General features: G+C 72.4%; 23 protein-coding genes. 8 read left to right on the top strand and 15 right to left on the bottom strand.

Translation table 11 applies throughout. The features are described from left to right. Positions 1–7 precede the first annotated feature (7 nt). Positions 8–616, bottom strand: a complete 609-nt coding sequence (locus ACIBM5_RS26195) for a helix-turn-helix domain-containing protein (protein ID WP_396009066.1) — start codon at positions 614–616, stop codon at positions 8–10. 86 nt (positions 617–702) lie between these two features. On the opposite strand from ACIBM5_RS26195, the gene ACIBM5_RS26190 reads away from it, so the two are divergent. The 3 genes from ACIBM5_RS26190 to ACIBM5_RS26180 all read left to right on the top strand — a co-directional run bounded on the left by ACIBM5_RS26190 (position 703) and on the right by ACIBM5_RS26180 (position 3123). Continuing rightward, complete coding sequence (locus tag ACIBM5_RS26190) at positions 703–1329, top strand: class I SAM-dependent methyltransferase (protein ID WP_396009065.1); 627 nt, start codon at positions 703–705, stop codon at positions 1327–1329. 101 nt (positions 1330–1430) lie between these two features. After that, on the top strand, positions 1431–2456 hold the full coding sequence (locus ACIBM5_RS26185; RefSeq protein WP_396009064.1) for an alpha/beta fold hydrolase: 1026 nt from the start codon (positions 1431–1433) through the stop codon (positions 2454–2456). Positions 2457–2586: 130 nt separating this feature from the next. Continuing rightward, positions 2587–3123, top strand: coding sequence for a putative immunity protein (locus ACIBM5_RS26180; RefSeq protein ID WP_396009063.1), 537 nt, complete (start codon positions 2587–2589; stop codon positions 3121–3123). 74 nt (positions 3124–3197) lie between these two features. Here ACIBM5_RS26180 and ACIBM5_RS26175 read toward each other — a convergent pair whose 3' ends face one another. Then, positions 3198–4112, bottom strand: coding sequence for an SDR family oxidoreductase (locus ACIBM5_RS26175; RefSeq protein ID WP_396009062.1), 915 nt, complete (start codon positions 4110–4112; stop codon positions 3198–3200). A 276-nt stretch (positions 4113–4388) separates the two neighbouring features. On the opposite strand from ACIBM5_RS26175, the gene ACIBM5_RS26170 reads away from it, so the two are divergent. After that, on the top strand, positions 4389–4832 hold the full coding sequence (locus ACIBM5_RS26170) for a hypothetical protein (protein WP_391583390.1): 444 nt from the start codon (positions 4389–4391) through the stop codon (positions 4830–4832). Positions 4833–5174: 342 nt separating this feature from the next. Here the strand turns inward: ACIBM5_RS26170 and paaE are convergent, their stop codons facing one another. The 10 genes from paaE to paaN form a co-directional block, all read right to left on the bottom strand. Continuing rightward, the gene (gene paaE / locus ACIBM5_RS26165; protein ID WP_396009061.1) at positions 5175–6287 is read right to left on the bottom strand and encodes a 1,2-phenylacetyl-CoA epoxidase subunit PaaE; all 1113 of its coding nucleotides are present in this window, start codon (positions 6285–6287) and stop codon (positions 5175–5177) included. Continuing rightward, positions 6287–6808: a 1,2-phenylacetyl-CoA epoxidase subunit PaaD gene (gene paaD, locus ACIBM5_RS26160; RefSeq protein WP_396009060.1), complete on the bottom strand. Its 522-nt coding sequence runs from the start codon at positions 6806–6808 to the stop codon at positions 6287–6289. Before paaD ends, paaE begins: the two co-directional genes overlap by 1 nt. Further along, complete coding sequence (gene paaC, locus ACIBM5_RS26155) at positions 6802–7632, bottom strand: 1,2-phenylacetyl-CoA epoxidase subunit PaaC (RefSeq protein WP_396009059.1); 831 nt, start codon at positions 7630–7632, stop codon at positions 6802–6804. Before paaC ends, paaD begins: the two co-directional genes overlap by 7 nt. A gap of 10 nt (positions 7633–7642) precedes the next feature. Beyond that, positions 7643–7942, bottom strand: coding sequence for a 1,2-phenylacetyl-CoA epoxidase subunit PaaB (gene paaB / locus ACIBM5_RS26150; RefSeq protein ID WP_396009058.1), 300 nt, complete (start codon positions 7940–7942; stop codon positions 7643–7645). Beyond that, positions 7939–8931: a 1,2-phenylacetyl-CoA epoxidase subunit PaaA gene (paaA, locus tag ACIBM5_RS26145; protein ID WP_396009057.1), complete on the bottom strand. Its 993-nt coding sequence runs from the start codon at positions 8929–8931 to the stop codon at positions 7939–7941. Before paaA ends, paaB begins: the two co-directional genes overlap by 4 nt. A 76-nt stretch (positions 8932–9007) precedes the next feature. Then, positions 9008–9823, bottom strand: coding sequence for an enoyl-CoA hydratase/isomerase family protein (locus ACIBM5_RS26140; RefSeq protein WP_396009056.1), 816 nt, complete (start codon positions 9821–9823; stop codon positions 9008–9010). Beyond that, positions 9814–10680, bottom strand: a complete 867-nt coding sequence (locus ACIBM5_RS26135; protein WP_396009055.1) for a 3-hydroxyacyl-CoA dehydrogenase family protein — start codon at positions 10678–10680, stop codon at positions 9814–9816. The genes ACIBM5_RS26140 and ACIBM5_RS26135 overlap by 10 nt, the downstream gene beginning before the upstream one ends. Continuing rightward, a complete protein-coding gene (locus ACIBM5_RS26130; RefSeq protein WP_396009054.1) occupies positions 10677–11450 on the bottom strand; it encodes an enoyl-CoA hydratase/isomerase family protein in 774 nt (257 codons plus the stop codon). The genes ACIBM5_RS26135 and ACIBM5_RS26130 overlap by 4 nt, the downstream gene beginning before the upstream one ends. Beyond that, positions 11447–12658: a thiolase family protein gene (locus ACIBM5_RS26125; RefSeq protein ID WP_396009053.1), complete on the bottom strand. Its 1212-nt coding sequence runs from the start codon at positions 12656–12658 to the stop codon at positions 11447–11449. The genes ACIBM5_RS26130 and ACIBM5_RS26125 overlap by 4 nt, the downstream gene beginning before the upstream one ends. Continuing rightward, on the bottom strand, positions 12651–14360 hold the full coding sequence (gene paaN, locus ACIBM5_RS26120; RefSeq protein WP_396009052.1) for a phenylacetic acid degradation protein PaaN: 1710 nt from the start codon (positions 14358–14360) through the stop codon (positions 12651–12653). The genes ACIBM5_RS26125 and paaN overlap by 8 nt, the downstream gene beginning before the upstream one ends. A gap of 174 nt (positions 14361–14534) precedes the next feature. On the opposite strand from paaN, the gene ACIBM5_RS26115 reads away from it, so the two are divergent. Then, on the top strand, positions 14535–15161 hold the full coding sequence (locus ACIBM5_RS26115; protein ID WP_396009051.1) for a TetR/AcrR family transcriptional regulator: 627 nt from the start codon (positions 14535–14537) through the stop codon (positions 15159–15161). Between the two features lie 249 nt (positions 15162–15410). On the opposite strand, the gene ACIBM5_RS26110 is transcribed toward ACIBM5_RS26115, so the two are convergent. After that, positions 15411–15911, bottom strand: coding sequence for an Lrp/AsnC family transcriptional regulator (locus ACIBM5_RS26110; RefSeq protein WP_391583402.1), 501 nt, complete (start codon positions 15909–15911; stop codon positions 15411–15413). Between the two features lie 129 nt (positions 15912–16040). On the opposite strand from ACIBM5_RS26110, the gene pdhA reads away from it, so the two are divergent. From pdhA to ACIBM5_RS26095, 3 genes are read left to right on the top strand one after another with little or no spacing between them, the layout of a single operon-like run. Next, on the top strand, positions 16041–17147 hold the full coding sequence (pdhA, locus tag ACIBM5_RS26105; protein ID WP_396009111.1) for a pyruvate dehydrogenase (acetyl-transferring) E1 component subunit alpha: 1107 nt from the start codon (positions 16041–16043) through the stop codon (positions 17145–17147). Between the two features lies 1 nt (position 17148). Then, entirely contained in the window at positions 17149–18165 is a 1017-nt protein-coding gene (locus ACIBM5_RS26100) for an alpha-ketoacid dehydrogenase subunit beta (protein ID WP_396009050.1), read from the top strand. Beyond that, positions 18162–19646 (top strand): dihydrolipoamide acetyltransferase family protein, encoded by a 1485-nt coding sequence (locus ACIBM5_RS26095; protein WP_396009049.1) that lies wholly within the window; start codon positions 18162–18164, stop codon positions 19644–19646. Before ACIBM5_RS26100 ends, ACIBM5_RS26095 begins: the two co-directional genes overlap by 4 nt. A 224-nt stretch (positions 19647–19870) precedes the next feature. Here ACIBM5_RS26095 and ACIBM5_RS26090 read toward each other — a convergent pair whose 3' ends face one another. Next, the gene (locus ACIBM5_RS26090) at positions 19871–20458 is read right to left on the bottom strand and encodes a TetR/AcrR family transcriptional regulator (protein ID WP_396009048.1); all 588 of its coding nucleotides are present in this window, start codon (positions 20456–20458) and stop codon (positions 19871–19873) included. 186 nt (positions 20459–20644) lie between these two features. Next, positions 20645–22249, bottom strand: a complete 1605-nt coding sequence (locus tag ACIBM5_RS26085; RefSeq protein WP_396009047.1) for an extracellular solute-binding protein — start codon at positions 22247–22249, stop codon at positions 20645–20647. Positions 22250–22267: the final 18 nt, after the last annotated feature.

Here is a 22267-nt window from a genome sequence, read left to right as displayed (position 1 = left end):
ACCGCGCTCACCCCGGAGGCCCGTCGTCGGGCGGCGGATGCGGGCCGCCGGGGCGTACGTGCGCCCGGATGCCCTGGAGGCCGAACAGGATGAGCAGCTCGACCGCGCCGCCGTCGGCGCTGCCCAGCCAATGCGGCAAGGACGTGTCGAACTCCGCTGCCTCACCCGCCGAGAGCGTCAGGTCGCGCTCGCCGAGCACCAGTCGTAGGCGACCGTTGAGCACGTACAACCACTCGAAACCCTCGTGCGTCTGCAGGGTCGGTTCGAGCGGTTTCGGCCGAGCCGGGATGAGCATCTTGAACGCCTGCGTCCCGCCCGGCCGGCGCGACAGCGGGACGAAGACCATCCCGAACCGCCGGATCGGCTTCAGGTGGATCCGCGGATCGCCGGTGCGCGGGGCGCCGACGAGCTCGTCCAACGGCACGTCGTAGGTCCGGGCCAGCGGCAGCAACAATTCCAGGGTCGCCCGGCGCTGTCCGCCCTCCAGCCGGGACAGCGTGCTCTCCGACACCCCGGTCGTCGCCGCGAGGTCGGCGAGCGTGATGCCGCGTTCGCGGCGCAGCGCACGCAGCCGCGGCCCCACCGCGTCGAGCACGTCTTCCGTTTCGAGGTCCACGGATCCATCTTGCCAGAACCGCAAGTTCTCGTGCCGTATCCGGTGCGCCTGGCAAGACTGAGCGTGTTCCCACGGAAGGAGACCCGATGAACACCCCTGATGCGGTCGCGTTCTGGGACGGCGTCTACGCGGACCGACCTACCGACCGCGACCCGCGGCCGAACGGCCGGCTCGCCGAGACGGTCGCGGACCTGCCGCCCGGCGACGTGCTGGACCTGGGCTGCGGCAACGGCGGCGACGCCCTGTGGCTCGCCCGCCGGGGATGGCACGTCACCGCCGTCGACATCTCGGCCGTGGCGGTCGACCGGCTCGCCGACCTCGCCCGCTCACTCGGCCTCGGCGACCGGATCGCCGCCGAACGGCACGACCTGCACGAGTCCTTCCCATCGGGCCGGTTCGACCTGATCTGCGCCCACTACCTGCACACCCCCTTCGGCCTGGACCGGGCCATGGTCCTGCGGGTGGCCGCGTACGCGCTGCGCCTGGGCGGGCGGCTGCTGGTCGTCGACCACGGCTCGACCGCGCCGTGGTCGTGGAACCGGGATCCGGACGCGCGCTACCCGACCCCGCAGGAGGTCGCCGCGGACATCGACCTGGATCCGGCGGCGTGGACGGTGGAACGGGCCGACTCACCCCGTCGGATCGCGACCGGACCGGACGGGCGTACCGCGGAGGTCACCGACCACGTCCTGCTCATCCGCCGCACCGGCTGACCCGGCCGCTCCCCCACCCGAAGACCACGACGCCCACCGCGCACACCGATCGACGGCACGACCGGGCGCCGACTCCCCCACCTTCGCCAGGACAGGACCCCATGATTCCCGCACCACGGCCGTCGTCGCGCCGCCGCCTGCGATTCGGGCGGACGGTGGCGACGATCGCGCTCGCCCTCGTGCTGACGAGCGGCGCCGCCGCCTGCAGCACGTCGCCCGACGACGTTCCCTCCTACGCCACGGCCACCCGGGACGATCCGAAGTTCAAGAACACCTTCCGACACGAGTTCGCCGACGTCGACGGCGTGCGGATGCACTACGTGACCGGCGGAAGCGGCCCGCCCGTGGTGTTGATCCACGGCTGGCCGCAGACCTGGTTCGGCTGGTGGCCGATCATGCCGGCCCTCGCCGAGCACCACACCGTCTACGCGGTCGACCTCCCCGGGCTGGGCGACAGCACGGGCACGCCGACCGGCTACGACAAGGCCACCCTGGCGCGGTACGTGCACAACCTGATCGCCGTTCGACTCGGGCTGCGCGACGCCCGCGTCGTCGGGCACGACTTCGGCGCCGCGGTGGCGTTCCAGTACGCCGGTCAATTCCCCGCCGACACGGCCCGGCTGGGCTACCTCGACCTGCCGCTGCCCGGGCCCGCGATCGATGCGCGCACCTACCGCTCCCTGAGCTGGCACATCGCCTTCCACTCCCAACGCCGGGTCCCCGAGGCGGTGGTCGGCGACGACGTCCGCGCGTACCTGGCCCTGTTCTACCCCCAGGTCTCGTTCGGGGGAACGGCGTTCGGCGGCACCTCGGAGCGATCCCCGTTCACCGACGCCGAGATCGACGAGTACGCACGGACCTACCGCCGGCCCGAGGCGCTGTCGAGCGGCTTCGAGCTCTACCGCGCCCTGGACAAGGATGTCGGCGACACCACGGCGGTGGCACCGACAGGTGTCCCGACCCTGCTCATGACCGCCCAGGGGCAGCTCGACCCGATCCGGGCCACCCTGGCCTCACGCATGACCAACATCGTGCGCGCGGTGGATGTGCCGAACGCGGGGCACTGGCTCGTCGAGGAGAACCCCCGTTTCGTCACCGAGGAGTTGCTGCGCTTCCTGGACGGATGACCCGCCCGGGCCCGGCGCGGGGTGCCGGGCGGCACCCCGCGCCGGTGCGGTCCCGTCGCATCGGGCGGCCCGAACCGGGCCGTGTCCGGCGAGATCGTCGGCAGTCGGCATGCTGCGGCAGAATTGGGCCGTGCCAACCACCGAATCGGACAGGATCGAACTGAGTGCGGACGAACTCCGTGGGATCGCGGGCTACGCCGCCGATTGTGCGCGCAGGGTGCTGTCGATCTTCGAACGAAGTCTTCCCGCCGACCCTCGCCCTCGCGACGCCATCGATGCCGCAGACGCCTTCGCCGGGGGTGGCCGGCGCACGGGCGCCCTGCGGCAGAGCGCGTGGGCGGCGTACAAGGCGGCGCAGGAAGCCGATTCACCCGCCGCGGCCGACGCGGCACGAGCGGCAAGCCATGCGGCCGCCGCCGCGTTCCTGCATCCCCGGGCGAGCGCCCATCAGGTGAAGCACATCCTCGGTGCGGCAGCGCATGCGGCGCGCGCGGAGGAGCTGGCTTCCGAAGAGGGCGGGCACGTCAGCGCGGAGACCCTGGAATGGGCGCGGCAGCACGCGCCGGCGGCGGTCACCGCGGTGCTCGCCCGACTGCCCGCCGCCCCTTCCGGGGGCGGGCGCGTGGGCGAGTTCACCCGCGATCTCGACGCCGCCCTGCGCGCCTGAGCACGGCGATCCCGAAGGCCCACCGAGATGACGCGTCGACGCTCCCGGTGGGCACGGGCGTGGGGATGTGCGGGTCAGCGGTAGCCGGTGGTGTCGGCGGGTTTGCCGGCGTCCTGGACTTCGACCATGTAGCGCCATGCGTCCGGGCGACTGCCGTCGAGGTCGGTGAAGCCGTATTCGTGGGCGAGTTCGCCGCTGGAGGTGGATCGGCCGTTCCACCGGGCCCGTTCGGGGTCCGAGGCCAGGGCCGCGACCGCGCGTCCGATGTAGGCCGGGGTCTCGGAGATGGCGAAGTGGGGGTGCTTGCCGAGTGCGTCGCGCCAGGTCTCCTCGGTGACGCCGAAGGCGTCCAGCATGATCTCCGAGCGCATCCAGCCCGGCGTCAGCGACAGTGCGGTCGCGCCGTATTCGGCGAGTTCCTTCGACTGTGCGAACGCGAGACGGTTCACCGACGTCTTGGCGAGGTCGTAGAAAAGCGAGATGCGGTAGTTCTCGGCGTTGTACCGGGCGGTGCCGTCGGTGATCTCGACGACGAGGGCTCCCGGTTCGCGGATCATCAGGGGTAGGGCGTGGTGGCTGGTGATGATGTGGGTGTCGATCGCCAGGCGCAGGATGTGCAGGCCGTCGTCGAGCGAGTGCTCCCATAGTTTCTCGTTCCAGCCGAAGAGCAGTTCGCCGCCCCAGATGTTGTTCACCAGCACGTCCAGGCGGCCCTGTTCGCGGTCGATGCGGGCCACCAGTGCGGCGACCTGCTGCGGTTCCAGGTGGTCCACCCGTACCGCGATTCCGTGTCCGCCCGCGGCGGTGACGCGTTCGGCGGTCTCCTCGATCGTCTCGTCGCGGTCGATCTCCGAGCGTTCGGATCGGGTGCTGCGGCCGGTCACGTAGACGGTGGCTCCCGCCGCGCCCAGCTGAGTGGCGATCCCCCGCCCGGCACCGCGCGTCGCGCCCGCAACCAGTGCCACCTTGCCGGTCAGTGTGTTGGTCATGCGAACGATCATGCCGACAATCCCTGACGAGGTGTGTCAGGGATTGTGCGTCGACCCCGGCTTCCACGGGTACCGGCGTCCTTTCGGCCACGGGAGCGCCGGGTGTGACCGAAAGTCATACACCACGGACTGCATGTAACGCAGATCACGTCGATGTTCACCCTTCGAGGCCACGAGACGACTCATCGTCATGCAATGATGTGCCATGTGAGATGTGAAATGTCACACCTCATCAAGAGCACCCGACTTCGGGTGCCACGACATCGGAGGACTCCCATGAAGTTCATGACGACCGCGGCAGCGATAGGCATAGCCGGCCTGAGCGTCATCGCCACCGCGCCGGTCGCCGGAGCCGACCCCGCCCCGACCACCGTGACCTGCGGCGCCTCCGGGCTCCAGTCCGGTCTGTCGACCAAGGTCTGCGCCGAGATCACCGGTGACACCGTCCGCCTCTTCGGTCAGGTCGGCCTTGCCGGCCCTCCGTCCCCCGGCAGTCCGCCGCAGCAGCCGCAGCCGCTGACCCTGCGCCTGTCCGGCAACGTGGCCGGCGTCTCGCTCGGCGCGGTGAATCAGGACGCGCTCTTCCACTACACGACGATCAAGGTCACCGGCGTGGGCGGCACCGTGCCGTGCGGTTCGACGGTGCACGGCAGCTTCAGCGTGGATTCCTACCAGTGGCCGGCGCGGCCGGTGACCATCGATCTCGCGATCCCCTGCTGACACCGGCTGATCCGACCGCAGGCGACGGCACGTCCGTGCCCCGTTAGCCGGACGTAGCCGGACGCGCAGCGCCACCCGGGAGCGCCCACCGCGTCGATCGGGTCCGGTCGACCTCGCCCGGCCGGACCGTCGCCGACGCCGGTGGCGCGGCGGGTGACCGCGCGCAACAGGGACCTCGGACTCCGCGGCCGAATCGCGGAGTCCGAGGTCCCCGGCGTTTCGGGGCGTGCGGTCGGGCCGTGCCGGAGGGCTGCCGTGGAACGGCCGAGGATCCGGTCGGCGCCGGCCGCACGGCCGGCACGTCTTCACGGCGACCGCCGCGGGCGGCCGGCGCTGCCGCCCTCAGGTGTCGAAGTCGACGGTCAGCGTGTCGGAACCGGGGTACGTCTGGCAGGTCAGGACGTAGCCGGCCTCGGTCTCCACCGGGTCGAGGGCGTAGTTGCGACGCATGTCCGCCGTGCCGTCGCGGACGAGGGCCCGGCAGGTGCCGCACACGCCGCCCTTGCACGCGAACGGCATGTCCGGGCGCAGCCGGCCGGCACCGTCCAGGATGCTGGTGTCGCGGGGCAGGTCGGCGACCGTGGAGCGGCCGTCCAGCACGATGGTCACCCGGCTCACCGGTCCGTCCGCCTTCGCGTCCTCGCGGTGGACGGCCGGGGGCGGTGTGTCGTCGGCGAAGAACAGTTCCTGGTGGACGCGTTCGTCGGGCACCCCGAGGGTGGCCAGGGCGCGCCGGGCGTCGCGGATCATGCCGTGGGGGCCGCACAACCACCAGTGGTCGGCACGGTCGACGTCGACCAGGCCGTCGATCAGGGCCAGGAGGCGGTCGTGGTCGAGGCGGCCGGAGAACAGGTCCGCCTCGCGGGGTTCCCGGGACAGCACGTGGGCGAGTTCGAAGCGTGCCGGGTGCAGGTCCTTCAGGTCGGCCAGGTCGTCGGCGAACATCACCGTGTCGGTGCGGCGGTTGCCGTACAGGAGGGTGACGCGCGAGCTGTCGTGGGCGGCGAGCACCGATTCGGCGATCGACACCATCGGGGTGATGCCGGAGCCCGCGGCGATCAGCACGTGGTGCGCGGGAGTGGACACGTCGGCCGTGAAGGTGCCGGTCGGTGCCATCACCTCGACGCTGTCGCCGGGTCGCACGTCGTGCACGAGCCAGGAGGAGAACAGTCCGCCGGGTACGACGCGTACGCCGATGCGCGGTCGGGTGCCGGCGGCGGAGCAGATGGAGTAGGAGCGGCGTTCGTCCGCGCCGTCGATCTCGCGGCGCAGCGTGAGCGACTGGCCGGGGACGAAGGCGAAGGTGTCGGCCAGGTCCTCGGGCACGTCGAAGGCGACCGCGGCGGCGTCCTCGCACAGCCGCTCTACCGTTGCCACGCGCAGGCGGTGGAAACGCGGGCGCCGGCGGGCGGGCGACGGCGCGGTGCCGGAGATCATGGTCGTCGGCTCCTGCATCAGATCTCCTTCATGTGCTCGAACGGCTCGCGGCAGGCGAGGCAGCGGCGCAGTGCCCGGCAGGCGGTGGCGGCGAACCGGGAGGTTTCCTCGGTGTCCGTCGAACCGCAGTGCGGGCAGGGCACGCGGCGGCGGGTCGGCAGCAGGTCCAGTGGGACGGGACCCGCGACGGGGCGCGGTGCGCCGCCGGGCGGGGCGATGCCGTAGCGGGCGAGTTTGCGGCGCCCGGCGGCCGTGATGCGGTCGGTGCTCCACGGCGGGTCCAGGACGGTGCGGATCTCGACGCGGGCGAATCCGGCGGCGTGCAGGCGGGCGGCGACCTCGGCGCGCATCTCGGCCATGGCCGGGCAACCGGAGTAGGTGGGGGTGAGGCCGGCGACGACGGTTCCGTCCGCGGTGATGTCGACGTCGCGCAGCACGCCGAGGTCGGCCAGGGTCAGGGCGGGCAGTTCGGGGTCGGGGACCTGTTCGGCGATGTGTCGGGCGCGGCGGACGTCCGACGCGACGCCCGCGGTCACCATGTCGCTCCCGGGTGGGCCCGGGCCAGGCCCTGCAACTCGGCCAGGAGCGGGGCCAGATGCTCGGTGTGCTCGCCGTTCCTGCCGTGGCCGGGCGGCGGCGCGGCGGCGGGCGGGACGGCCAGGCCGGCGACGTCCAGCACCTGGCGCAGGACCGTCCCGACCTCCTCGCGTGCGTCGTGCGCCTCGTACAACTCGGGCAGCCAGGGGGCGACTTCGTGGAGTGCGGTGTGCATGCGGCGGTGCGACTCCTCGGTGCCGTCGCCCAGCCGCACCGTCCACTCGGCGGCGTACTGGCGGTGGTAGGTCAACTCCTTGACGCCCTTGGCGGCGATGGCCGCGAGCACCGGGTCGGGGGATGCCACCAGCCGGGTGAGGTGCGCGAGTCGCCAGGTGGACAGGAGCAGCAGCCGGGCGATGGTGAACGCGAAGTCACCGTTGGGGAGTTCGGCCAGGCGTACGTTGCGGAAGTCGGCCGGGTCGCGGAGGTAGGCGTAGGCGTCCTCGTCGCGACCGCTGCCGTCGGCCCGGCCGCAGCGTGCGTAGAGCAGGCGTGCCTGGCCGAGCAGGTCGAGGGCGATGTTGGCCAGGGCCAGCTCCTCTTCCAACTCGGGGGCGCGGGTGGTCCATTCGGCCAGCCGCTGGGCGCCGATCAGGGCGTCGTCGGCCAGCGCCAGGCAGCACGCGGCGAGTTCGACGGCGTCCACGTGTGCGGGCAGCGTGGTGTCCACGCCGTGCAGGGGATCCTCGAAGCCGGTGCCGAAGGCCCAGCGGGCGTCGCCGCCGTCCCCGTCGGCCAGGGACGGGTGGAGGTGGTCGTCGGGCATGACCTGCTCCTCAGATGTGGGGGACGTCGTCGGGGATGTCGTAGAAGGTGGGGTGGCGGTAGACCTTGTCGGCGCTGGGGGCGAAGAAGGGGTCCTTCTCGTCCCGACTGGAGGCGGTGATGTGCCGCGAGCGCACCACCCAGATGCTCACGCCCTCGTTGCGGCGGGTGTACAGGTCCCGGGCGTGGGTCAGGGCCATGCGGTCGTCGGCGGCGTGCAGGGAGCCGACGTGGACGTGGTTGAGGCCGCGCTTGCCGCGCACGAACACCTCGTAGAGGGGCCAGTCGGCCCGGGTGGGGGTGTCGTTCATGCCGCTGCTCCTGTCGGGGTGGGTGTCGCGGTGGTGTGCTTGGCCGCGTGGGCGCTCGCTGCCTCGCGGACCCAGGCGCCGTCCTCGTGGGCGGCCTTGCGTCGTCGGATGCGCGCGCTGTTGCAGGGCCCGTCGCCGCGGATCACGCGTTGCAGTTCGGCCCAGTCGGGGGTGCCGAAGTCGTGGTGTCCGCGGTCGGGGTTCCAGATCAGCTGCGGGTCGGGCAGGGTCACGCCGAGGGCGCGTGCCTGAGGCACCGTCATGTCGACGAAGCGTTGGCGCAGTTCGTCGTTGGTGTGGCGCTTGATCTTCCAGGCCATCGACTGTGCGGAGTTGGGCGAGTCGTCGTCGGGCGGGCCGAACATCATCAGGGAGGGCCACCACCAGCGGTCGACCGCGTCCTGGACCATGGCGCGCTGGGCCTCGGTGCCGCGCATCATCGTGGCGAGCTGCTCGTATCCCTGGCGTTGGTGGAAGGACTCCTCCTTGCACACGCGGACCATGGCACGTGCGTAGGGCCCATAGGAACTGCGGCACAGCGGGACCTGGTTGCAGATGGCGGCGCCGTCGACGAACCAGCCGATGACGCCGACGTCGGCGTAGCTCAGGGTGGGGTAGTTGAAGATCGAGGAGTACTTCTGGCGGCCGTCGATCAGGCGTGCGGTCAGGTCGGCGCGGTCTGCGCCGAGGGTTTCCGCGGCGGAGTACAGGTAGAGGCCGTGGCCGGCTTCGTCCTGGACCTTGGCGAGCAGGATGGCCTTGCGGCGCAGGGAGGGGGCGCGGGTGATCCATTCGCCTTCGGGCTGCATGCCGATGATCTCGGAGTGCGCGTGTTGGGCGATCTGGCGGATCAGGGTCCGGCGGTAGCCGTCGGGCATCCAGTCGCGGGGTTCGATGCGCTGGTCCCTGGCGAGGGTGGCCTCGAAGTGTCGGGCGAGGTCCGGGGGTACGTCGGGCGCGGGTGACGGGGGTGTGGGTGGTGTGGCCATCGAAAGATTCCCTACCGACCGTTCGTTCGGTCCATGATGTGGCGAAACCGGAGCCCGCGCGGGGCTTCGGGGTGGGTCAGTGTCCGTGGAAGGTGGGCCGGTCGCCCGCCAGGAAGGCCCGTACCGCCGCGCGGTGGTCCTCGGTGCGGCCCAGTCGCTCCTGGGCCGCCGCCTCCCGTTCGAGCACGTCGGCCGGGTCCGCCGGGTCCGCGAGTCGCAGCAGCGCCTTGACCTCGGCGTAGGCGGCGGTCGGTCCGGCGGCCAAGCGTCGGGCCAGGGCCAGCCCCTCGTCGGTCGCGGCACCGTCGGGCACGACGCGGTGCACGAGGCCGCAGCGCCGGGCGGCCTCGGCGTCGATCCGTTCGTCGAGGAGCATCAGGGCCGCCGCCCGTGCGGGCCCCACCGCGCGGGCCAGTGCGCCGCTGACGCCGGTGTCGGCGGCCAGGCCGATCCCGGTGAAGGCGGTGGCGAAGCGGGCGCTCTCGGCCGCGACCCGCAGGTCCGCGCACAGCGCCAGGCCCAGTCCGGCGCCGACGCAGGCGCCCTCGACGGCGGCGACCACCGGTTGGGGCAGCGCGTGCAGCGCGCTCACCAGCGGGTTGTACTGCGCACGCACGATGGCGAAGGCGGACGCGGGGTCGTGCTCCAGGGCGCGGGCGTGTTCCTTGAGGTCCTGGCCGACGCAGAAGTGCCGGCCCCGGGCGGCGAGCAGGACCGCGCGCACCCTGGCCCCCTCGTCGCGCACCCGACGCACGGCGGCGAGCAGTTCGCGGCGCAGCGGCGCGTCGAGGGCGTTCCCGGCGGCGGGGCGGCACAGTTCGAGCACGGCGACGTCGCCGTCGAGGGTGTATCCGACACGGGCGTCGTCCGGGGCGGTCTCGGTCACGGCCATGCGTAGAACCCCTGTCCGGTCTTGCGGCCCAACTCGCCGCGGGCGACCTTCTCGCGCAGCAGTCGGGGCGGTGCGAAGCGCTCGCCGAGGGTGGCGTGCAGGTGTTCGGCGATGGCCAGCCGCACGTCGAGGCCGACCAGGTCGGTCAGGCGCAGCGGGCCCATCGGGTGCCGGTAGCCCAGTCGCATGGCGTCGTCGATGGCCTCGGGGGCGGCGACGCCGTCCTCGACCATGCGGATCGCCTCCAAGCCCAGGGCCAGGCCCAGCCGGCTGCTGGCGAATCCGGGCGAGTCGTTGACGACGACGTCCTGTTTGCCCAGCGCGTGGGTCCAGTCCAGGGCGCGGGCGAGCACGTCGGCGGTGGTGTCGGGGGCGCGGACGAGTTCGACGAGTGCGGAGGCGGGGACCGGGTTGAAGAAGTGCATGCCCAGGAAGCGGCCGGGCCGGGTCAGGGCCGCGGCGAGGTCGGTGACGGACAGCGAACTGGTGTTGGTGGCCAGCACGGTGCCCGCATCGACGACGCGTTCGGCGGCGGCGAGCAGGCGGGCCTTGAGGGCGGCGTCCTCGGGGACGGCCTCCACGATCAGGTCGGCGTGCGCGGGCAGGTGTTCGACCGCGTCGACCGTGCTCACCCGGGCGAGCACGTGCGCGGGGGGTTCGGTGCGGGTGCCGCGTGCGGCGGCGCGTTCCAGGCCGACGGCGATGCGTTCGCGGGCCGCGGCGGCGGTGTCGGGGCTGCTCTCGACGATGGTGACCGAGGAGCCGGCGGCTGCGAACGTCTGCGCGATGCCGGCGCCCATGCGGCCGCCGCCGATCACGCCGACCACGGCGGGCGGGGCCGGTGGGGTGGGGCTCATGTGCGGCTCCTTGCGTCCAGGAAGCGGGTCATCCGGTCCTTCTTGTCCTGGCTCTCGAAGAGCACGGCCTGGGCCAGGTCGTCGGCGATCGGATGGGCGCCGGGCGCGTCGACGACGAGTTTGGTCAACCGCAGGGCGAGGGCCGAGGAGCGCGCCATGCGGTCCAGCAAGGCGTGCGCGCGGTCGAGGAGTTCGTCGGCGGGGACGACGTCGATCACCAGTCCCGCGGCCAACGCCGCGCGGGCGTCGAGGCGGTGGCCGGCGAGCAGGATCTGCTTGGCGACGGATTCGCCGACCAGTGCGGGCAGGAGCCGGCAGGCGCCGGCGGCGGCGAGGATGCCCAGGCCGGGTTCGGGGTTGCCGAAGACCGCGTCGGGGCCGGCGATGCGCAGGTCGCAGGCGTACGCCAGTTCGGCGCCGCCGCCCAGGGCCCAGCCGTCGACGGCGGCGACGGTGGGCATGGGCAGCCGGCGTACCCGTTCGAACAGGCGGCTGTTGATGCCCTGTAGGGCCTGGTCGCGACCGCGTTCGCGCAGTTCGGCGATGTCGGCGCCGGCGGCGAAGACGCCGCCGTGGCCGGTGAGCAGGAGCAGCCTGGGGTCGCGCTCCAACAGGTCGCACACGGCGTGCAGTTCGCCGATCATCCGGGCGTCGATGGCGTTGTGCTCGCGGGGGCGGCGCAGGGTGACGACGACGCGGTCCGCGCGCTCCTCGATCCGCAACGTGTGGTATTCGTGGGCCGGTTCGGGCGCGGCCCGGGTGCCGCTCATGTGCGCTCCACGAGCATCGCGACACCCTGGCCGACGCCGACGCACAGGGTGGCCAGGCCGCGCCGGGCGTGCTCGCGTTCCAGGCGTCCGAGCAGGGTCAGCACGATGCGGGCGCCGGTGCAGCCGAGCGGGTGGCCCAGCGCGATGGCGCCGCCGTCGGCGTTGACGACGTCCTCGTCCAGGCCCAGGCGCCCGACGACGGCCAGGGCCTGGGCGGCGAACGCCTCGTTGAGTTCGACCGCCGCCAGGTCGGCGATCCCCCATCCGGCGCGGGCGAGCACCTTTTCGGTGGCGGGCACCGGGCCCAGGCCCATCAGGTGGGGTTCTACGCCCGCGGAGGCGGAGGCGACGATCCGGGCCCGCGGGGTGAGGCCGTGCCGTCGCACGGCCGCCTCGCCGGCCAGGACCAAGGCGGCGGCACCGTCGGACAGGGGTGAGGCGGAGCCCGCGGTGACGATGCCGTCCGGGCGGAAGAGGGTGCGCAGGCCGGCGAGTTTGTCGAGCGTGGTGGTCGGGCGGGGGCCCTCGTCCCGGGTGACCGCGTCCGCTCCGACGGGCACGGGCACGATCTCGCGGTCGAAGTGGCCCTGTTCCCGGGCGGCGACCGCGCGTTGGTGACTGCGCAGGGCGAACGCGTCGGAGCGGGCGCGGGTGATCCCGTCCAGGGCGGCGACCTCCTCGGCGGTCTCGCCCATCGACAGGGTGATCCGGCCCGCGTCGGGCGGCGCGGCGCGATCGGCGGCGGTGAAGCGGGGGTTGGTGAAGCGCCAGCCCAGGGAGGTGTCGTGCACGGCGCCGGGCTTGGCCCAGGGGGTCCCGGGCTTGTCCATCACCCACGGCGCGCGGGTCATCGACTCGACGCCGCCGGCGACGACGAGGTCGGCCTCGCCGGCGCGGATGCTCTGGGCGGCGCAGGCGAGGGCGGTCAGCCCCGAGGCGCACAGCCGGTTGACGGTGTAGCCGGGCACGGTGTGCGGAAGGCCGGCCAGGAGCACGGCCATGCGGGCGACGTCGCGGTTGTCCTCGCCGGCCTGGTTGGCGGCGCCGAGGATCACCTCGTCGACGGCGTCCGCGGGGATGCCGGCACGGCGTACGGCCTCGCCGACCACGAGGGCGGCCAGGTCGTCGGGGCGGACCGTGGCCAGGGCGCCGCCGTAGCGGCCCTGCGGGGTGCGGGCGCCGTCGACGATGTAGACGGCCTCAGACACCGACCGGCTCCTTCGCGACGGGACGGCGGGATTGCAGGGTGGCGAAGCGGGCGGTGACGAACGCGGGGTCGGACAGGGTGGCGCTGGCGGCGGGGTTGGCGGCGCTGCCGTGGAAGTCGCTGAAGGCGGCGGACTGGTTGACGAACACGCCGCCGGTGAGGTTCTCCGACAGGTGCACGCCCGCGTCCAGGGCGGCCTCGCGGGCCGCGGCCAGCACGGTCTCGTTGGTGGAGTGCACGGCGGCGGTCAACGCGCCGTGCGCGCCGACGCACTCGCGCAGGATCGCCAGGCCGTGCTCGGTGGAGTCGGTGCCGATGACGAAGGAGACCGGCCCGAACCATTCCCGGGTGTAGGTGTCCCGGTCGGTGTTCGCGTCGAGGCGGGCCACCAGGGGCGTGCGCACGATCGCCTTGGGGTGCTCGGGGTGCGCGACCTCGGTCGAGGCGTGCACGGTGTGACCCAGGGCCGCGGCCGCTTCGAGGGTGTGCCGCACGCCGTCGTTGACGATCGCGCCGAGGGTGTGCACGGCGCGCGCGGGGTCGGCGAGCAGGCGGTCCAGTGCGGCGCCCAGGTCGGCGGCGAACTCGTCGGCGGTACGGGGGCCCTGGTCGGTCGCGAAGCCTTCGCGCGGGATGAGCAGGTTCTGCGGGGTGGTGCACATCTGACCGCTGTACAGGGACAGCGAGAAGGCGAGATTGCCCAGCAGCCCGCGATAGTCGTCGGTGGAGTCCAGGACGACGGTGTTGAGCCCGGCCTTCTCGGTGTACACCGCGGCCTGGCGGGCGTTGGCCTCGAGCCAGTCGCCGAAGGCGGTCGAGCCGGTGAAGTCGACGATGCGCACGTCGGGGTGCAGGGCCAGGGTGGCGGCGCTGCGGCCGTCGGGCGCCTCGGCGGCGAGCAGCACCACGTCCGGGGAGAAACCGGCCTCGGCCAGGACCTCGCGGGCGATGCGCACGGTGATCGCCAGGGGCAACACGGCGCCCGGGTGGGGCTTGACCACGACCGGGTTGCCGGTGACCAGGCTGGCGAACAGGCCGGGGTAGCCGTTCCAGGTCGGGAAGGTGTTGCAGGCGATCAGCACGGCGACGCCGCGTCCGACGGGGGTGAACGTCTTGTCCAACTCCAGCGGTCCGCCCTTGCGTTGGGGCTTGCTCCAGCGGGCCGCGACGGGGTGGCGCTTTTGTTCGGCCCAGGCGTAGGCGACCGCCTCCAGGCCGCGGTCCTGGGCGTGCGGGCCGCCGGCCTGGAAGGCCATCACGAACGGCTGCCCGGTGGTGTGCTGTACGGCGTGCGCGATCTCGAAGGTCGCCGCGTTCAGCCGGGCCAGGATCTCGGCGGCGACGCCGGCGCGGGTGTCGGGGTCGGCGGCGCGCCAGGGCCCGGCGGCGGCCTTCGCGGTGGCGACGGCCTGCTCCGGGTCGAGGCGCGGATAGGAGATGCCCAGCGCACGACCGTACGGGGAGGTCTCACCGGCGAGCACGCGGCCGTCGCCGGGGTGGTCGGGCAGCGCGAACGGGCGGCCGATCTGCTCCTGGAACGCCGCCTCGCCGAGGGCGGGGGCCTGCTCGCCGTAGACGGAGGTGCTCGGCGACTCGGGGTAGGGCGTCCAGTGGTCGCGGTGCGCGGTGGCGTGCACCGCCTGCTCCAGCAGCGTGCGATGGCGCGCGAAGAAGTCGGGGCGCTCGGAGTTCACGTCGGGCATGCGATCCACCTCTTGACATGCAGCGGTGATGCGGGACTGTTCGGTCCGGCGGACGTTACCGAATGTTCGGTCGGTTAACAAGGCGGTGGATGTGCCCGAAAGACTCGCCGGCAGGCCGCGCCGGGCGCGCGAACTGCGGCGATCGTGACCTGCGGCTGCTGACACAATGACCCGGTGAGCAGTACACCCGTACACAGGAACACCGGCCGCGTGGGCCGCCCCGGCTACGATCGCGACTCGCTGCTGGAGGTGGCGGTGGCCGCGTTCAACGAGCGTGGCTACGACGGCACCGGCATGGAGGAGTTGGCCAAGCGCCTGGGCCTGAGCAAGTCCAGCATCTACCACCACGTCTCCGGCAAGGAGGAGCTGCTCGGCCTGGCCCTGGGACGCGCCCTGGACGCCCTGTTCGCGGTTCTGGACGAGATCCCCGAGCCCGACACCTCGGCCACCGCCCGGCTGGAACACGTGGTGCACCGCAGCGTCGAGGTCCTCGCCGCCGAACTCCCCTACGTCACCCTGCTGTTGCGTGTGCGCGGCAACAGCCCCGTGGAGCGGCGGGCGCTGGACAAGCGCCGCGAGTTCGACCGTCGCGTCGCCGAACTGGTCAGCCGCGCCGCGGCCGAGGGCGGCGTGCGCGCCGACGTCGACCCGCACCTGACCAGCCGGCTGCTGTTCGGCACCGTCAACTCCCTGGTCGAGTGGTACCGCCCGGACGGCGACCTGCCGGTGTCCGCCCTGGCCGGCGCCCTGACCACGGTCCTGTTCGACGGCCTGCGCGCCGCGCCCGGGAGGCGGCCCTAACCGGCTCCGCGGCGGGCCACGACCCGCCGCCGGCACCGCCCCGGCCGGCGCGACATCGATCCGGGGTCCGGGCCGTGTCCGGCGGATCCTGGTGGATGAGGTCGCGTCGTCCGGTGCCGTGGCTCGGCGTGCCGGAGAAGCAGCCGCACAGTGGTTCCATTCGGCTGTTTCTCCGGTGCGGCGAGACGCGGTGGCAGGCGGCGCGACCCCACCAGGATCCACCGGACACGGCCCAGCCCGCGGGCGTGCTCACGCCTCCCAGACGGCGCCGCGGCCCGGCGCCTCCTCGAAGACCAGCCACGTGCGGGTGGAGCGCACGTTGGGGATGCTCTGGATCTGCTCCAGGACCACGTCGCGCAACACGGTGTTGTCGGGGGTGCGCACCAGGGCCAGCACGTCGTAGTCGCCGCCGACCAGGGCCAGGTGCTCGATGTAGGGGATCTCGCGCAGCCGTTCGCCGACCGCGCGCCAGGCGTTCTGCTGGATGGTGACGGTGACGTACGCGGTCGTGCCCAGGCCCACCCGCTGCGGGTTCAGGCGTGTGGTGAAGCCGGAGATCGTGCCGTCCTCGACCATGCGGCCGATGCGGGCGTAGGCGTTGGCGCGGGAGATGTGGATGCGCTCGGCGAGAGCGCGCACGGATATCCGTCCGTCCGCGACGAGTTCGGCGATGATCGCGCGATCGGTGGCATCCGGGGCGCCGGCCAAACGTCCCGGCTCGGGACCCGTCGAAGCTTCATTCTCGGACATTCGGCTCCCATGAGTGTCTGGTCGCGACAATTTATCGCACGATTCCGGAAATCCTTGAACAGAACTTCGACCGGATGGAGCATTCACCTGTCAAACGTCCAACGAAAGGGAGCGTCTTCGATGTCTCCGATGTCCGCGACGGCCCTGCGCCGGGCGATGCAGAGCTTCCTTCCCTCGCTCGCCCCGGTGCGCTTCGTCGCCGAGGACGGCACGGCCGCGCCGGAGCCCGCCGGATACCCAGCCCCGGACGACACGCACCTGCGCGAGGCCTACCGGCGCATGGTGCTCGGGCGCCGGTTCGACACCCAGGCCACCGCGCTCACCAAGCAGGGCCGGCTCGCCGTGTACCCCTCCAGCCGCGGCCAGGAGGCCTGCCAGATCGCCGGCGTGCTCGCGCTGCGCGAGGACGACTGGTTGTTCCCGACCTACCGCGACTCGGTGGCCCTGGTCTCGCGCGGCGTGGACCCGGTCGAGGTGCTGACGCTGCTGCGCGGGGACTGGCACTGCGGCTACGACCCGGTGGCCACCCGGGTGGCGCCGCAGTGCACGCCGCTGGCCACCCAGGTGCTGCACGCCACCGGCATGGCCGAGGCGATGCGACGCAGGGGCGAGGACCGGGTGGCGATGGCGTTCATCGGCGACGGCGGCACCAGCGAGGGGGACTTCCACGAGGCGCTCAACTTCGCGGCGGTCTTCCGCGCGCCGGTGGTGTTCTTCGTACAGAACAACAAGTACGCCATCTCGGTGCCGCTCGCCCGGCAGAGCGCGGCACCCGCGCTGGCCTACAAGGGCGTCGGGTACGGCGTGCGCTCCGAACAGGTCGACGGCAACGACCTGGTGGCGGTGCTGGCGGTGCTGACCGCGGCGGTCGCCCACGCCCGCGCCGGGAACGGCCCGTTCCTGGTGGAGGCGCACACCTACCGCATGGACGCGCACACCAACGCCGACGACGCGACGCGCTACCGCGACGCGGCCGAGGTGGAGACCTGGCGCGCGGCCGACCCGCTGGCCCGCCTGGAGGCGCACCTGCGCGGACGGGGCCTGCTCACGGACGAGGACGTCGCGGCCGACCGGGACGCCGCCGAGGCCTTCGCGGCCGACCTGCGCACCCGGATGAACATCGACCGCGAGGCCGACCCGCTCGAACTGTTCGACCACGTCTTCGCCGAACCGACCCCGCAACTGCGCGAGCAACGTGCCCTGCTCGCCGCCGAATCCGCTGCCCAGGAGGCCTGAGATGGCGACCCTCACGATGGCCCGGGCGCTGAACACCGCCCTGCGCGACGCGTTGACGGCGGACGAGCGGGTGCTGATCTTCGGTGAGGACGTCGGCCCGCTCGGCGGCGTCTTCCGCATCACCGACGGCCTCACCCGCGACTTCGGCGAAGAGCGCTGCTTCGACACCCCGCTCGCCGAGGCCGGCATCGTCGGCCTGGCCGTGGGCATGGCGATGGGCGGCTTCAGGCCCGTGGTGGAAATGCAGTTCGACGCCTTCGCCTACCCCGCCTTCGAACAGATCGCCTCGCACGTCGCGAAGCTGCGCAACCGCACCCGCGGCAGGCTCACCCTGCCGATGGTGATCCGCATCCCGTACGCGGGCGGCATCGGCGGCGTGGAACACCACTGCGATTCGAGCGAGGCGTACTACGCCCACACGCCCGGGTTGAAGGTGGTCACCCCGGCGACGCCCGAGGACGCCTACTGGCTGCTGCGCGATGCGATCGAGGATCCGGATCCGGTGGTGTTCCTGGAGCCGAAGAAGTTGTACTGGGCGAAGGAGGAGGTCGACGTCGCCGCGCGCGGCGCCCGCGAGTTCGGTCGCGCGGTCGTGCGCCGCGAAGGCTCGGACGCGACGCTGGTGGCGTACGGGCCGTCGGTGCCGGTGGCGTTGGAAGCGGCGGAGGCGGCGGCGCTGGAGGGTCGCAGTCTGGAGGTCGTGGACCTGCGCACGCTCGTGCCCTTCGACGACGACACGGTGGCCGCGTCGGTGCGCCGAACCGGGCGCTGTGTGGTGATCCAGGAGGCCCAGGGCTTCGCGGGGATGGGAGCCGAGATCGCGGCCCGGGTACAGGAGCGTTGTTTCCACTCGCTGGCCGCGCCGGTGTTGCGCGTGGCCGGGTTCGACATCCCCTATCCGCCGCCGAAGCTGGAGCATGCGCATCTGCCGGGAGTGGATCGTGTGTTGGACGCCGTGGACCGGCTCCAGTTCGACGACACCCCGGACGTGCGACACCTCGTCAAGGGGGCGGCGTGAACACCGACACGCTCCGGGCGCAGGTCTTCCTGCTACCCGATCTGGGCGAGGGCTTGACCGAGGCCGAGATCGTCGAGTGGAAGGTCGCCGTCGGCGACACGGTGGACGTCGACCACATCGTGGTCGAGGTCGAGACCGCCAAGGCCGCCGTCGAGGTGCCCGTGCCGTACGCGGGCACGGTGTTGTGCCTGCACGCCGAGGCCGGCACGGCACTCGCGGTGGGCCGGCCGCTGATCACGGTCGGCCCGGCGGGCGGGGAGACCGGCGTGGATCCCGGGGGCGTTGGCTCCGGTGGTGTGGACTCCGGTGCCGTGGGTTCTCGCGCGGGGGACCCGCGTGTCGCCGATCCCGGTGTTGCGAGTCCCGGTGCCTTGGATCCCGGCGCCTTGGATCCCGGCGCTGCGGACCGCTATCGCGAGGAGGAGCAGGCGGGCTCCGGAAACGTCCTGATCGGCTACGGCACCGGCCACGCCCCGGCATCCCGGCGGCGGCGTCGAGGCTCGGCCTCCCGCCCCACCGCCCTGCCGGGCCCGCGAGTCGGCGACCGGTCCGCACCGAGGCGGGATGTACGGCCCGCCGGCGGCCATGCGCCGGCGCCGGAATCGGGCCGGGCATGCCTGGTCATCTCCCCGCTGGTGCGCAGGCTGGCCCGTGATCACGGCATCGACCTCACCCGGCTGACTCCCGACGGCGCCGACGGAATCGTCCGCCGCGTCGACGTGGAACAGGCCATCGCCCTTGACAAGCAGGCGAGTTCGCCCGCCCCGAGCGAACCGCTCGGCGCCTCGGGCGTGGAGCGCATCCCGCTGCGTGGCATCCGTCGTGCGGTCGCGCACAAGCTCGCGCGCAGCCGGGCCGAGATCCCGGACGCGACGACCTGGGTGGACGTGGACGCCACCGCGCTGCTGGCGGCCAAGGACGTGCTCCAGGCCGCGCATCCGGAGCAGCGGATCGGCCTGTTGGCGATCCTGACCCGAATCTGCGTCGCGGGCCTGCGGCGCTTCCCGGCACTGAACTCCAGCGTGGACACCGCCCGCGAGGAGATCGTGCGCTTCGCGCACGTGAACGTGGGCTTCGCCGCGCAGACCGAGCGCGGCCTGGTCGTGCCCGTGGTGCGCAACGCCCACACCCTGACGACCGCGCAACTCGCCGCCGAGCTGGCCCGGTTGACCGCGCTGGCCCGCACCGGCAGCCTGCCGCCCGAAGCGCTGACCGGAGGCACGTTCACGCTCAACAACTACGGCGTGTTCGGCGTGGACGGCTCGACCCCGATCATCAACCATCCCGAGGCCGCGCTGCTGGGGGTCGGCCGCATCGTCGACAAGCCCTGGGTCGTCGACGGCGCGCTCGCCGTACGCAAGGTCACCCAACTGTCGCTGAGCTTCGACCACCGGGTCTGCGACGGAGGTGTGGCGGGCGGCTTCCTGCGATACGTGGCCGACTGCGTCGAACGCCCGGCGACACTGCTGGCCGACCTCTGAGCGCTCCCCCGCCTCGCCGGCGCGGCCCCGTTGGGGCGGGGCGTTGGGGCGGGGGCGTTGGGGCCGCGTCCGGCCCGCGCTCACATGGCGCGGGCCGACGGCGGATGGGGTGCGGACGCGGTCGTGCGGGCCGGGGTCGGCGATCTCCGCGGCCCGGACGGAGTGTCCGGCCGTGACGGTGGCGAGGTCGCCGGGTGCGTACATGGGCCGACGGTGGGCGTACGTCAGTGAAGGAGCAGGCCGGCGAGGAGGAGTTCGACCATGCGACGGGCGTCGTAGCGGGAGTCCTTGGTCGCGCCGATGCACAGGTTGCCGACGGCGAACATCAGCTCGAAGGCCCGGATGTCGGGGCGGATCTCGCCCGCCGCCGCTGCGGCGTCGAGCAGATCTGCGCAGACGGGCACGAGGCGGTCGATGAAGTAGGCGTGCAGGGTCGCGAAGCCGGCGTCGTCGGACTGTAGTGCCTCGGCCAGGCCGTGCTTGGTGACCAGGAAGTCGACGAAGAGGTCGATCCACCGGGTCAAAGCGGTGTGCGGTGACGTGCCGCTCGCCAGCAGGGTCGGGCCCGCCTCGGCACACGCCTCGACCTGGTGTCGATAGACGGCGACGACGAGGTCGGCCCGCGTCGGGAAGTGGCGGTAGATCGTGGCGACGCCCACGCCGGCCCTGGCCGCGATGTCGCGCACGGGCGCATCGACGCCGGACGCGACGAAGGCCGCGCCGGCCGCCTCCAGCAGCGTCTCCTCGTTGCGCCGGGCGTCGGCCCGTTTCCTGGGGGCCGTCGATCCCGATTCGCTGCCGATGTCGGGCATTGTGCAGTTGCCTCCGTCGTTCGGTTGCCAATCAGAACATTGTTCCGTATCGGCATTACCGGAACATTGATCCGTTTATCCATGATGTCAGAACAGGCATCCCCTGACCAGGCACACCGCACCCGCTCACGCGCGCACCCCCGCTCCCCCTCGAACGGTTCGCCCTCCTCCGACACCTCGCCGGCGTCAACCGAAGAGCGCCGCCAGTCGCCGACCCGCCTCGCGCGCCGTCGGCTCCGGGTCGGCGCCCGCGATGACCGCGGTCATCGCGAATTCCAGGATGCGCCAGGTCTGTTCCATTTGCGGGAACGACGGCATCGGCGTGGCCGCTTCGCACAGGCTCAGGTATCGCCGGATCGCGGGTGCTCGGCCTACGGCCCCGCGCAGCGCGACCGGTGCGCCCAATCTGTCGGAAAGGGTCGACATGACGTGCTCGTGCGTCACGTAGTCGGCGATCAGATCGTGTGCGATCACCTTGTTGGCACCATGCTTGGCCATGAGCAGCCCGTGTACCAGGCTGAAGGAGGAGGCAGGTCGACCGGTCTCGAACGGCGGTACCGGGTCGACCTCCACGGGGATCGTCGTGGCCAATACCAAGGGGAGGGCGTCCGTTGTACTGAGCAGGTACGGGGTGCGTTCGGAGACGAAAGACCGGAAGGCTGCCTCGCGGTCCATCGACCGGCGCAGCAGGCCGGTACCGGCCTCGCCCAGGGCGTGCAGGCGTCGGAAGGCCGCCACCGACTCCGGCGTGGCCAGACCGAGTACGGTCGGATCCCACCGTCCGTCCGGGGTACGGCCGAACAACCACCCGCCGGCACTCGTGAACAGGGGCCAGATCTGGAACGGATCGCCGTGCTCACCGACCCGCACCCCGCAGACGTCGTCGACTCGACCGGCACGCCGTAACGCTTCGCCCGTGGCAACCAACTCCTCGAAACTGGCCGGTGGTTGCGGCGCGAGACGGGTGTTGCGGATCAGTGCCACGGTGTCCACGGTGGACGGAACTCCGTACAGCCGACCGTCCACCGTCAACGCATGCAACGCCCACCGGGGCAGTACGTCCAGTTGATCGCCGGCCAGGACGGTCGGCTCCACGACGTCGCGAGCGATCAGGGCGCCGATCCAGTCGTGTGGACAGACCATCACGTCGGCGACGGAAGGCATCTCCACGTCGGCCATGAAGCGCCGTTGCGGGTGGCGATCGGCGTCCGCGTCGAACGTGACCGTCACGCCGTAGGCTGCCAGGAAGTCGGCCCGGAACTCGGAGAGCACGGATACCCGCGCCGGATCCGCCTTGATCCGCAATTCGGGCCGTACCGCGACCAGGGCGCCGTACTGGTTGCGCAACCAACGTACGCCCGCACCGTCCGTGAAGGTGAGTTTGACCCGCCGGGCGGTGTCCGGTGGCGCGGCGGAGATGTCGACCGGGCAGAAGCGCGGCTGTTCGGCCGGTGGGATCACCATGTGGTGCACCTTGGCTTGGTCCGAATGGTCGTCCGGGCCGAGCACGGTGACATACACCTGGTAGACGGGCGCCTCGGAGGCGTTGCGTACGAACGTGCCCCACCGTCCGTCCGGGGCCTGCCCCCACCAGGCCGACAGCCGGGTGGCCTGGGCAGCCCGTACCGACGCCAATTGACCGTGTCTGATCTCGGCGTTGATGCGATCGCGCTCGGACTCGATGCGAAAGGTCCTGCGCGTGACCACCAGGGCCACCGCGCCGAACGCCAAGGCGAACAGCGAGCCGGCCGCGGACAGCCAGTCGGGAACCGCACCCCAGTCGACGTCCATCCGCCCCCTCCGGGCCGC

Source organism: Embleya sp. NPDC050493, from assembly GCF_044458105.1.
Lineage (GTDB): Bacteria > Actinomycetota > Actinomycetes > Streptomycetales > Streptomycetaceae > Embleya.
This window is presented reverse-complemented; position numbering and strand designations above follow the sequence as displayed.

What these genes read in the sequence shown, in the direction of transcription:
- ACIBM5_RS26190 (WP_396009065.1), top strand. Translation starts at nt 703, where the DNA reads ATGAACACCCCTGATGCGGTCGCGTTCTGGGACGGCGTCTACGCGGAC.
- ACIBM5_RS26135 (WP_396009055.1), bottom strand. Translation starts at nt 10,680, where the DNA reads ATGAGCCCCACCCCACCGGCCCCGCCCGCCGTGGTCGGCGTGATCGGC.
- ACIBM5_RS26185 (WP_396009064.1), top strand. Translation starts at nt 1,431, where the DNA reads ATGATTCCCGCACCACGGCCGTCGTCGCGCCGCCGCCTGCGATTCGGG.
- ACIBM5_RS26140 (WP_396009056.1), bottom strand. Translation starts at nt 9,823, where the DNA reads ATGGCCGTGACCGAGACCGCCCCGGACGACGCCCGTGTCGGATACACC.
- paaE (WP_396009061.1), bottom strand. Translation starts at nt 6,287, where the DNA reads ATGCAGGAGCCGACGACCATGATCTCCGGCACCGCGCCGTCGCCCGCC.
- ACIBM5_RS26170 (WP_391583390.1), top strand. Translation starts at nt 4,389, where the DNA reads ATGAAGTTCATGACGACCGCGGCAGCGATAGGCATAGCCGGCCTGAGC.
- pdhA (WP_396009111.1), top strand. Translation starts at nt 16,041, where the DNA reads ATGTCCGCGACGGCCCTGCGCCGGGCGATGCAGAGCTTCCTTCCCTCG.
- ACIBM5_RS26090 (WP_396009048.1), bottom strand. Translation starts at nt 20,458, where the DNA reads ATGCCCGACATCGGCAGCGAATCGGGATCGACGGCCCCCAGGAAACGG.
- ACIBM5_RS26130 (WP_396009054.1), bottom strand. Translation starts at nt 11,450, where the DNA reads ATGAGCGGCACCCGGGCCGCGCCCGAACCGGCCCACGAATACCACACG.
- paaA (WP_396009057.1), bottom strand. Translation starts at nt 8,931, where the DNA reads ATGGCCACACCACCCACACCCCCGTCACCCGCGCCCGACGTACCCCCG.
- paaC (WP_396009059.1), bottom strand. Translation starts at nt 7,632, where the DNA reads ATGCCCGACGACCACCTCCACCCGTCCCTGGCCGACGGGGACGGCGGC.
- ACIBM5_RS26110 (WP_391583402.1), bottom strand. Translation starts at nt 15,911, where the DNA reads ATGTCCGAGAATGAAGCTTCGACGGGTCCCGAGCCGGGACGTTTGGCC.
- ACIBM5_RS26085 (WP_396009047.1), bottom strand. Translation starts at nt 22,249, where the DNA reads ATGGACGTCGACTGGGGTGCGGTTCCCGACTGGCTGTCCGCGGCCGGC.
- ACIBM5_RS26175 (WP_396009062.1), bottom strand. Translation starts at nt 4,112, where the DNA reads ATGACCAACACACTGACCGGCAAGGTGGCACTGGTTGCGGGCGCGACG.
- paaD (WP_396009060.1), bottom strand. Translation starts at nt 6,808, where the DNA reads ATGGTGACCGCGGGCGTCGCGTCGGACGTCCGCCGCGCCCGACACATC.
- ACIBM5_RS26100 (WP_396009050.1), top strand. Translation starts at nt 17,149, where the DNA reads ATGGCGACCCTCACGATGGCCCGGGCGCTGAACACCGCCCTGCGCGAC.
- paaB (WP_396009058.1), bottom strand. Translation starts at nt 7,942, where the DNA reads ATGAACGACACCCCCACCCGGGCCGACTGGCCCCTCTACGAGGTGTTC.
- paaN (WP_396009052.1), bottom strand. Translation starts at nt 14,360, where the DNA reads ATGCCCGACGTGAACTCCGAGCGCCCCGACTTCTTCGCGCGCCATCGC.